The following is a 10712-nucleotide window of genomic DNA, read 5'->3' as shown; positions in this document are numbered from 1 at the left end:
TTGGCTTTAGTGCGTTCGGCTATTCAGTCACTGCCGAGGAAGCTGAGCCAATCACCCTAAAAACATTGACCGATTATGTTTATAGTCACCATCCTGCCAGACAAGCTGAATCCAGCATGGATGCATTAGCACAAAGTCGTGCAGATATTGCCGGTAAGTTATTTGCCGAGCCGTTAAGTTTATCGGTGAATCATTTTAATGATGTTATCGGCAGTGGCGAAGGTTTGCAGGAATGGGAGTCTTCGGTTGAAATGCCCATCTGGCTACCTGGTGAAAAACGTCAACAGCAGAATTTATCCCGTCATTTGGCAGCAGAAGTGCCTTATTATCAACAACGTATTCGCCTTAATGCATCGGCTCAGGTAAGGCAACATGTATGGCAGGTTATGCTTTCTGCAGCCAAAGTACGTCATGCTGAAGTATTACAGCAAAACGCTGATAACTTATTGGAAAATGTTGAGAATCGGGTAAAGGGTGGTGATCTCTCTAGTTCAGAATCGCTATTGGCAAAAAGTCATCATTTGGAAATGCAGTCGCAATTAGTTGCAGCAAAAATGGATTTGCAGCAAAGCTTAAATCAGTACCAATATCTTACCGGACAACAGGTATTACCTTATGTTATCGAAGAAAAATTACCCGCATCACCGCAAATAGATAAAGACCATCCACTATTAGCTGAGCTGGAACAACAAATCGCCAGACAACGTAGTGAAATGGCTAATGCGCGTTACGAAAACGTTCAACATCCCAGTCTGTCGGTAGGGGTAAAACGTGAACGAGATGAACATGCCGATCCCTACAATAACAGTATTGGCCTGGGAGTCAGCATTGCCTTAAATGACGAGCAATATCAGCAACCTGCCATTGCACAGGCTAGCCGGGAGTTGGCTGATCTGCAGATTGCACAACAGCAACAACTACGACAGCTTGAAGCTGAATTGCTTGCGGCGATGGATACGTTGAAAACCTTGCAGCAGCGACAAACACTTCTCAAACAACAGTACGATGTCAGCCAGCAATATGTCGATATGCAACAACGCAGTTTTGATATGGGGGGTGTTGATTTAACAACGTTTCTTCGCAGTCAGGAAATCTCCGATAAACATCGGCATCAATTGTTACAGCTAGAGATAGAGATTCAACAACAAACCGCACAGATTAACCAAATTGCCGGGCGAACACTTTAACGTTCGTTATAACTAGTCAGTTACCGTTTCGGCACGCATTCTGGCGGCTAAATCTTCCCATAGGGAAAGTCGTGATGCATCCCCAACGCGTTGACCTTCGCCACGGGATTTTGCCAACCATAATCCAGTACCATTAAAACTATAAACTGGCACTAGGTCTTGACGACGATTAGCTGGCTGGATCTCATTAATCAAATTATCCAGCACCAAAGGAATAGACCGTTTATTCTCAAAGTAAGTCAAAACCATATGTGCCTGATCCAGGTTGATGGCTTTGACATAGGTGATCCGCAGTTTATCTTCATCCACTCCAAGCTGTTTCAGAGTGAAATATTTGGCAATGGAGTAATCCTCACAATCCCCAGCTCCTAATGAGAGCATTTCAATGGGCGTGGCCCAGTAATCTGCTTTATTCCATAACAGAATATCGTCTACAAATTGCACATTACTATTGAAAAAGTCATTTACTAGTGTCAGTTTTTCTAATTCAGATAACTCATTGCCTTCCTGCATTAAACTTTGCCATGACTCCACTCGTTGGCGAGCGTCACTGTCATATTGCTTTTCGATTTTCTGCAGTAATGCTTCGGATATTAATAGTTCGGCTAATAACGGGACCGAAAATGGCAGCAGCCATGCAAGCATGGCGGCTACAACAATAGGCTTTAACCGAAGTAACATTGATTAACGACTGATCCCGAACAGAGCTGCCTGCTGTAACCATAGAAAATCTTCTTCGTCTTGCACACTTTCCGCCAGTACTCTGACTTCCAGCAAGCGGGCAATTTCTTGGATGATATCGAGCAAATCCGGTTTACTGGTGTTGCTACGGATCTCGGTAGTCAAATCACGGGCGAGACGAATGTAGTCAATGTGAAGGTCTTTAAGCAGATTTACTGGTATAACATCACTGCTGTAACGTTTTAATAGACTATGTGCACCTAATTGTCTGACAAAGATGCTGAAATTTGTGAAAGTATCCAGATCTTTGGCAGCGGCATAAGCTGTCACACTAAAGGCTAACAAGTTGGGAGTAATATTGGACTGAATTACTTCTTTGCCAAGCCACTGACGGAAATCAGCTGAAGCAATTGAAGCCAATGAGAGATTGATGGTGACTGGAGCCGGATCGGTTTCTCCGGACATCAGCTTCAGCACTTTTTGTACTAAGTGTTTATCCAGTGTTTCGACCAGATCAAACGCTTCGGCCATTGAGAAAAAAGTCCCAATTGGTAATAAATTTCCATTTCCATCACGTACTTCGGTAAAGGCTTCTCGCATAACTAAGGTTGGTTTTGCAGTGTCGCTAAAGTTGTAAGCCTGATTGGTAAAGGTGATGACCGCCGAATCTTCTTTAAGGACTTGTTCGATAGTCGCTTTCCAGCTCATTTCAGTCATTGAGCTTAGCGTGTTTTCTTTGATATAAAACGCATTGGCTTCAATCAGTCGTGCCTGCTCATAGGCTTCAATTAAAGCCGGCATCAGCCGTTCAAACTCACTGCTACGTTCATAAGAAACAATACCCATATGCAGTAAATCGTTATGTTCAAATTGCTGGCCAATGTCGTTGGCTAGGGCCTGTATTTGTTCTGCAACCAGCGTAATGTCATCAATGTTGCTATCAGTTGTCAGTACCGCAAATTCTGAACCATACCAACGATAACAACGGGTATTAGCAAATGGTATTTGCTGTAACTGGCTGGCAAAGGCTTGCAGTAACTCATCAACGGCTTGTTTGCCTTGATTTTTCACTACAGCGCTTAAATCATCGAATTTGATGTAAATGACATGACCAAACTCACCAATAGAGAGAGACTGCTTGATATCAACATTAAAGGTTTGCTGGTTTAATAAATGTGTCAATGGATCACGATTGAGATTGTCGTTAAGTTTATCCAGACGGGTATTTAAGTGATAAATGGTTTTACCAATTTTGGTCGACATGCTGTTCATTGATTTGGCGACTGAACGCACTTCTTTGGTCCATGGCAAATCTTCAATTACGGTAAATTTACCGGCAGAAATATCATCAGCCTGTTCAGTAATCGCTTTTAATGGCCGTAATGTCATTCTCAATACCACTAATAACAACAATATCGCGCCAAGCAAAATCAATAAGGAAAATTTAAGTGTTGCTTTAAATTGCTCATACAGCTTGAGATAACCATATCCAGGATTGCTGGTGACTTGGAGGGTGCCAGCAATATTCCAGCCGGTGCTAATTTCACTGACTGCGGTGGCTGTTACAATCGGGAAGAACTTAATTAGCCAACTTGGTACACCAGGTACTTCATCAGGATTTGTTAGACGAATTAACTCTTTATCATCTACGTCTAATAAACGCATTTCTTTGTAATAACCGGTATCAAAAATGGCATTCATCATGGTTCGCAATATTGGATCGGTTTCATCTGCCATATGTGGGCTGAGTGATAAACCGAGAGAGGTTGCTGTGTCTTGTACATGGACTTCCGATTCGCCTTGTAGATAACTACGGATATTGTCCATGCTCATGACAAAATTTACTGAGAACACAATCAGAAAAATCAGCGTTAGCAAGATAAGTAATTGTTTTGATAAAGACATAAGAAACAACCTCAATATGAAAGGTATCATTAGGCTGGACTTAGCTTGAGACAGTATTCTTGTGGCGTCATCCAGTAATCGGGCTAACATTACCTGTGCAGCTGCCGTCAGGCAAGCTAAATCCGGTGTTATGGCGCAAAACGTAAGTCTTTTGGCTTTTGTTTTCAGTAAGCGGTTGATACGATCATCAATTCTTCTATCAAGGTAGTTTCCCAATGTTTATGGTTTTGGCGCAGATGGCCGTGTTAATTGCCTGTGGCGCGCTATGGCAAGCCTTGGCCCCCAAGCATATCCCTGCGCTGGCACATCGCCGGGCACTTACCGATCTGGTGTTTTATATTCTGTTGCCAGCAATGGTGATTGATGTGATCTGGAAAGCGCCGCTGGATATAACGTCAATGAAGATATCGCTTCTGGCAATGAGTGGTCTGGCCACAGCAGCTTTATCAATCTGGTTGGTGTTGAAAGTCATACCAGTAACCAATGCTCAAAAAGGTGCTTTGATCTTGGCGGCAACTTTTCCCAATGTGACTTATCTTGGTCTGCCGGTCTTAGATCAGGTGCTTGGCAGTTGGTCGAATGCCATTATTTTGCAATACGATTTATTTGCCTGTACCCCAATACTGATGACGGTGGGAATGTTAATGGCTGGTTATTACGGCAGCCATGATCAATCGTCTCATCCATTAAAAAGCCTGATAAAAATACCGCCATTATGGGCAGTGACCATTGCAGTGCTATTAAATCTGCTCAATGTAGAACGCCCTGATTTTATTCATTCTGCGTTGCAAACGCTCTCAGGTGGTGTGGTGCCTTTAATGCTGATAGCACTGGGTATGAGTATTCGCTGGCAGAGTCTGCGATTGAATCTGTTACCACTTTTATTACCGGTTGTAGTAATTACTTTATTTATCGCTCCAGCTGGTGTTTGGTTGGTGACTCAGGTTCTGAGTTTGCCGACTGATATTATGACCACGGTGATTTTATCGGCTGCGATGCCGACGATGGTATTTGGGATTGTGATCTGCGAACGTTATGGTCTAGATACTTCGCTTTATGCTGCGGCAGTAACCTTAACAACGCTGCTGTGTATGGCGAGTTTACCGCTATGGTTTTATTGGATTAGCTGATCGGACCAGACAAAACCTGCTTGATCAACGGCCTGTTTGATCAATTGCATAGCTTGTTCGACTTGGTCGAGTTCGCCACGCAGACTGAATTCGATATGCGGGGGTTCACCCAGATGGGGCAGGCTGGAAAGCTTCAATTGCGGATAGTCATTAACGATTTGATTCATCACTGGTAACAGATCCGATTCACGTCCGCGTTGCACAAAAATAATTTGTTCAGCAGCCGGGCGCTGATTTTTTAAATGGGCATAGAGATTATCCAGAACCCATTCCACCATTGGCCAGGCCATCTCCGGAAAGCCTGGAGTGAAATGATGATTTGCATAAGAAAACCCTGGTATTCGATTGATTGTGTTGGGTATTATTCTCGATCCTTCTGGCAGATAGCCCATCAATATACGATTAGGATAAGCATCTTCGCCAAATCGCGCTTCGATTTCAGCGGTTGCTTCGGGATGGGGGATTAATGGCACATCGGCAATTTTAGCGACTGTCTGGCGAGTTCTATCATCGGGCGTTGCACCGATTCCACCAAAGCTGAACACCAGATCTTCGCTACTCATGCTGTAACGTAATGCCCGTTCCAGTTGCTGCGGATCATCTCCCACAATCAAAGTCCAGCTGAGTTCCAAACCGCGTTTGGCCAGCATAATTTGTAATTGATTAAAATGTTTGTCCTGACGTTTACCGCTGAGGATTTCATCACCAATTATCACAGCACCTATATGCATGTTTACTCCGCTTCTTGTCGATTACGCATAAAATCTGCGGTCTGGGCAAATGAACTCATCAGTTGTTCAGCAAACAATGGATCTAAATCCAATGTTTTTAGCGCTTGCGCCATGCAATATAGCCATTGATCACGTTCTTCGATGCCAATTGAGAAAGGTAAATGTCTGGCTCTCAATCGGGGATGCCCAAACTTTTCTATATATAAAGAAGGGCCACCCAGCCATCCGCTCAAAAACATAAACAGTTTATCTTCGCTGATTTGAATGTTTTGTGGATGTAAGCCACGAATTACTTCGGTTTGCGGCGTTTCGCACATGATTTTGTAAAAGGTATGACAAAGTTTGCGAACGGCAGGTTCGCCACCAATGCGTTCATACGGTGTGGCAATATTGGCCATGCTAAATCCAAGCTCAAATCGGTGCAGTTTACTCTGCATCTATCTACTCATAAAGGCTTATAAGGTTGCGACATGGGGTTCAGACCGGGATAATGGGCTGTTCTCTTAAACAACTTAAGGAGCAATAGCTTATGAGTGAAAGAATTGTAATGCGAACAGGTGAAGCACTGATCGCTGACGGCCCACCATTAACCGCCGCTGAACCAGAAGTCGTTATCGGCGAATTGGATGGACCAGTAGGAACGGCATTTGCAAATTTAATGGGTGACCAGGTCAAAGGCCACTCACGCGTATTAGCACTGATGAATACCGATGTTCAAGTTCGTCCTGCGACCATTATGGTCAGTAAAGTGACTGTTAAGAACACGGCTTATACCAATATCTTGATGGGTACAGTACAAGGCGCAATTGCCAATGGTGTATTGGATGCTGTTCGTAAAGGCATTATTCCTAAAGAAAAAGCCAATGATTTAGGCATTATCGTTTCTGTTTGGTTAAACCCTGGTATTACTACGGTGGAAAACCTGGATCATGAAGCGTTATTTGATGTACATCGTCGTGCAACTACTCGTGCAATCGAGAAAGCCATGAACAATGAACCTAGCATCGACTACTTGCTGGAAAACCAAGACAAACTGGTTCACAAGTATTATCAGAAAGAATTGGATGCTAAAAAATCCTAAATGAATTTTTTTGCAAAAAATATGGTCTGAAGTTGTGTAGGTTATTCACAGCCTCGACAAAATTTACGGTTTGTCTGCGAAAGCAGGCAAACCGTTTTTTTTGCCATGTATAATGCTGCAATGTGAATAACGGCGGTCAGAGAGATAAATGGATTTATATTCCATCGATAAATTAATGCATGAAACCCGACAGCTGGCCGCACGTTATCGTCAGGCGACAGGTACTACCTTGCCCGTTACTGGTGAAATTGCCCGTTTTGATGCTGCAAAATCTCTTGATCTGCAACTTCTTGATAACTTGAATACCAGTTATGATGCTGTCGGTAAAAGTGGTGCACTAGCCGATCAAAAGCTGGTGATTAAAGGCCGCGCCATTTTTGATACCAGTAAATCCACCCCCAGAATCGGTCAACTCAATCCTGCTCAGGAATGGGATGGTGTGTTGCTGGTATTGTTTGATGACGAATATCAGCCGGTCGAAATGTTTTATGCTTCCAAACAGATAATCCAAGAAGCGCTTAATGATCGTGAGAGTAATCGTAAAAAACGCGGTGCCATGTCTATCGCCCAATTCAAAATAATTGGTGAAAGGGTATGGACGTCTGAGAATGGGGCTGAACCTGAAATTTGGGATAATCAGGCGACGTGATTTATTTCGGCAGGTTAATGGAGTTCTTCGGACGGTGTTATGCAGGATGATTTACAACAGATTTTTGCTGAAGGCGGCATTCTTGCCCGGCAAATCAAAGGTTATCATCCACGTCAGGCCCAGCAGGAAATGGCTCAACGTATTGCTGATACCCTGGCATCAGCCACGGTCTTAGTTGCTGAGGCTGGAACCGGAACCGGTAAAACCTTCGCCTATCTGGCACCTGCCATTTTATCCGGACAAAAAGTCTTTATTTCTACTGGCACCAAAAATCTACAAGATCAATTATTTAGACGTGATTTACCAACACTGCGTAAAGCGTTGGCTGTGCCATTTCAGGCAGCCATCCTCAAAGGCCGTGGTAACTATCTTTGCCATCATCGGCTGACTTTGGCGGAACAAGATCCGTTATTACTTTCGCAAAGTGACACCTTAAGGTCACTAAGAGATTGGTCACAAAGCTCAAAAAATGGTGATTTAAGTGAATCGGATTTGTTGGATAACCAATCAAATCTTTGGCCCAGAGTGACCTCTACTGTAGATAACTGTCTTGGTCAGCAATGCCCTGAATATCAGCAGTGTTTTATTGTGGAAGCTCGCCGTCGTGCTCAGGAAGCCGATATAGTGGTGATCAATCATCATTTGCTAATGTCTGATTTTGCATTGAAATCTGCAGGGCAGGGTGAAGTGCTACCCACCGCCGATGCTTTTATAATCGATGAAGCACATCAGCTCCCAGCGATTGCAGGCCAGTTCCTCGGTAATCGTATTAGCAGTAATCAAATTGTGGAGTTATGTCGTGATACCGTGCAGGAAGTTCAGGAGCATGCAGCCGACAGCAAAACCCTGGGCTTACACGCAGAAAAACTGCAAGCCAAACTACAATCGCTACGTCTGCATATCGGTAATGTCGAACAACGTACACCTTGGTTAACGCAATTATTCAATGACGAAATTAAAAATAACTTCAATGAGTTAATCGATTATCTTGAAGTGTTTGAATCAGAGCTTGAACCATTGGCGGTACAAAGCCCAGGCCTATCCCAATGCCATGTTAGAGCCAAAGAGTTAGTTAATATTATTCAGTTATTCTCTGAGCAAAATGACGATAATCTGGTGCTGTGGCTGGACAACCGGCCAACAGGTTTTGTATTACACGCCACACCGTTTGAAATAAGTCAGCATTTTCAACAATGGCTGGAAGAAAAACCGGCTGCATGGGTTTTTACCTCAGCAACCTTAACGGTCGCCGGCAAATTTAATCACTTCTGCCAGCATCTGGGCATTGAAAACGCTGAATATGCTAGTTGGGAAAGCCCGTTTGACTACGCAAAACAAAGTCTTTTGTATTTACCCAATATTCCGGTTGAACCCTCAGATCGGCAATACAATCAATATGTTGCTGATATTGCTAAAGAAGTTATTTTGCACAGTCAGGGACGTATCTTTTTACTGTTTACCAGTTATCGGGCAATGCATGAAGTAGCAGAATTATTAGCGGATCTGGATTATCCATTGATGGTGCAGGGGAGTGGGGCGAAAGCTACCTTACTGGAGGAGTTTCGACAGCATGGTAATGCCGTTTTACTGGGAACCAATAGTTTCTGGGAAGGTGTCGATGTTCGCGGTGAAGCTTTATCTTGTGTATTAATCGATAAAATACCGTTTGCTTCACCTGGCGATCCGGTATTGGAAGCACGTATCAATAATCTGCGAGAGCGGGGCGGTAACCCGTTTCGTAGCATTCAGATCCCTTCTGCAGTCATTCAGTTAAAGCAGGGAATAGGTAGATTAATTCGTGATGAACAGGATCATGGCGTGTTGATCCTGTGTGATCCAAGGTTATTAAACAAACCTTATGGCAAAGTGTTTATGCGAAGTTTGCCTGCCATGCCGATCACACAGGATATCAACCAGGTTGAAGATTTCTTTGTTCAACGACAAGTTAAAAATGCGGTTTAGTGATAATTATCAATTACTAATCAGCGAAATGTCACATCAAGTCTAGAGCATGTTTTTTTAATATTTCCAAGTCAATGATCTCAGTGGCTCGTTGATGTGTACTGGCCAGAAACACTTTAGGAGCCATGTCATGTTGCTGTGCTTCAAGCCAACGTTGAGCACAAAGACACCATCGATCTCCAGGTTTTAATCCGGGAAAATTGAAATCCGGCACCGGAGTACTTAAGTCATTTCCTCGAAACCGCGAAAACTCGAGAAAGGCTTGAGAGACTTCAACACAAACCGTATGCGAGCCAAAATCCTGATCACTGGTATTACAACATCCGTCACGGAAAAAACCAGTGAGCGGATCATGGCTACAACTTTGTAAAGGTTCACCAAGTACATTTAAAGCAGGGCTAATATCTAGTTCCATAATCAATCGTATTTAATGTATTTGAAACGGGCATCATCGGGCGTGCCAACCAGCGCGCCACCTTCAATCAAACCTGGCTGCCACATAATGACTTCTTCGATTTTACTGGCCAGTTCAAAGTCCTTATCAGAAATCCCTTTAGCAGCATGATTGGTCAGCTTAACAATCACAAAAGCATAGGAAACCGTGAGGTCAGGGTGGTGGAAGGCGGCTTCAGCCAGATGTCCTACTGTATTAACGACCATTAAAGTAGATTTCCAACCGCTGGTTTTATATTTACGACGGATCCAGCCATTTTCCAAATACCAGTTAGGTAATTCAGCCTTGAGTCGTTGTTCGACTTCAGCATCTGAATAGGTTTTCTCGTTTTCAGTTTCTCTCCAGCTCATTGTCGATACCTCATTTTTAATTAAAGTGTTTATGAAATGACAGTGTAATGCATTATCAGTTTTCAAACTTACAGCAGAATTGTTTTGGGATCATCCTAGGTGCAAATGTACACATTAGGATCTTAGCTCTTCGAGATACATTCTGAATCAGAATAATGTGCTCATATTTAATACCTGTACAAAGCGAGCAGTCGAGCTTTTTTCGTTACCATCTAATTGGTGTTCTCAAGAAGATTTAACTTCTGTGTTTATTTATTTCATAAAAGGTTTTCTCAAAAGAATTAGCTTTTTTTATAAAGGCAGTATTCCTGGTTTTATGTCCAGATTAATTAACAAAGTAAATCGTAACGTGTATCAAACGAATACTGCTTTTACATAGGTTACAAAAAAGCCTAAAACAACAACTTTCATTCCAATTGATAAGAAAGGGCTGGTTTTACAAAAATTTGGTTGCTAAGTACTTACATTCATTAATAGTTTCGTTTTAAAATATTTAATTTAACATAATATACAGTTGTGGAATGTCCACGAAAAAAAGCCCAGCAATAACAACAGGTTAGTGGATGCGAATCCCCGTTGCGC

Annotated in this window: 11 protein-coding genes; 5 read left to right on the top strand and 6 right to left on the bottom strand. The window is 42.9% G+C overall.

The genetic code is table 11. The features are described 5' to 3' along the window. A partial coding sequence (locus tag ACN0V2_RS13550; protein WP_417551339.1) for a TolC family protein occupies positions 1-1187 on the top strand: 1187 nt, incomplete at its 5' end. 12 nt (positions 1188-1199) lie between these two features. Here ACN0V2_RS13550 and ACN0V2_RS13545 read toward each other — a convergent pair. Both ACN0V2_RS13545 and ACN0V2_RS13540 read right to left on the bottom strand, forming a co-directional pair. Beyond that, positions 1200-1868, bottom strand: coding sequence for a transglutaminase-like cysteine peptidase (locus ACN0V2_RS13545; RefSeq protein WP_417551338.1), 669 nt, complete (start codon positions 1866-1868; stop codon positions 1200-1202). Between the two features lie 3 nt (positions 1869-1871). Further along, positions 1872-3773, bottom strand: coding sequence for a LapD/MoxY N-terminal periplasmic domain-containing protein (locus ACN0V2_RS13540; RefSeq protein ID WP_417551337.1), 1902 nt, complete (start codon positions 3771-3773; stop codon positions 1872-1874). 215 nt (positions 3774-3988) lie between these two features. On the opposite strand from ACN0V2_RS13540, the gene ACN0V2_RS13535 reads away from it, so the two are divergent. After that, entirely contained in the window at positions 3989-4903 is a 915-nt protein-coding gene (locus tag ACN0V2_RS13535) for an AEC family transporter (protein WP_417551336.1), read from the top strand. On the opposite strand, the gene ACN0V2_RS13530 is transcribed toward ACN0V2_RS13535, so the two are convergent. Both ACN0V2_RS13530 and ACN0V2_RS13525 read right to left on the bottom strand, forming a co-directional pair. After that, positions 4888-5634, bottom strand: coding sequence for a competence/damage-inducible protein A (locus tag ACN0V2_RS13530; protein WP_417551335.1), 747 nt, complete (start codon positions 5632-5634; stop codon positions 4888-4890). The genes ACN0V2_RS13535 and ACN0V2_RS13530 overlap by 16 nt on opposite strands. A gap of 2 nt (positions 5635-5636) precedes the next feature. Next, on the bottom strand, positions 5637-6032 hold the full coding sequence (locus ACN0V2_RS13525) for a group II truncated hemoglobin (RefSeq protein WP_417551341.1): 396 nt from the start codon (positions 6030-6032) through the stop codon (positions 5637-5639). 131 nt (positions 6033-6163) lie between these two features. Between ACN0V2_RS13525 and fae the strand changes: the two genes are divergently transcribed. The 3 genes from fae to ACN0V2_RS13510 all read left to right on the top strand — a co-directional run bounded on the left by fae (position 6164) and on the right by ACN0V2_RS13510 (position 9326). Continuing rightward, positions 6164-6715: a formaldehyde-activating enzyme gene (gene fae / locus ACN0V2_RS13520; RefSeq protein WP_417551334.1), complete on the top strand. Its 552-nt coding sequence runs from the start codon at positions 6164-6166 to the stop codon at positions 6713-6715. Between the two features lie 148 nt (positions 6716-6863). Then, a complete protein-coding gene (locus ACN0V2_RS13515) occupies positions 6864-7364 on the top strand; it encodes a hypothetical protein (protein ID WP_417551333.1) in 501 nt (166 codons plus the stop codon). A gap of 39 nt (positions 7365-7403) precedes the next feature. Further along, on the top strand, positions 7404-9326 hold the full coding sequence (locus ACN0V2_RS13510; RefSeq protein WP_417551332.1) for an ATP-dependent DNA helicase: 1923 nt from the start codon (positions 7404-7406) through the stop codon (positions 9324-9326). Between the two features lie 31 nt (positions 9327-9357). On the opposite strand, the gene ACN0V2_RS13505 is transcribed toward ACN0V2_RS13510, so the two are convergent. Both ACN0V2_RS13505 and ACN0V2_RS13500 read right to left on the bottom strand, forming a co-directional pair. Next, positions 9358-9729 carry a DUF2237 family protein gene (locus ACN0V2_RS13505; RefSeq protein ID WP_417551340.1) on the bottom strand — a complete coding sequence of 124 codons (372 nt, stop codon included), beginning with the start codon at positions 9727-9729 and terminating at the stop codon, positions 9358-9360. Between the two features lie 14 nt (positions 9730-9743). Beyond that, positions 9744-10130 carry a 4a-hydroxytetrahydrobiopterin dehydratase gene (locus ACN0V2_RS13500; protein ID WP_417551331.1) on the bottom strand — a complete coding sequence of 129 codons (387 nt, stop codon included), beginning with the start codon at positions 10128-10130 and terminating at the stop codon, positions 9744-9746. Positions 10131-10712 lie beyond the last annotated feature (582 nt).

This window comes from Methylophaga sp. (genome assembly GCF_048266885.1).
Taxonomy (GTDB): Bacteria; Pseudomonadota; Gammaproteobacteria; order Nitrosococcales; family Methylophagaceae; genus Methylophaga.
This window is presented reverse-complemented; position numbering and strand designations above follow the sequence as displayed.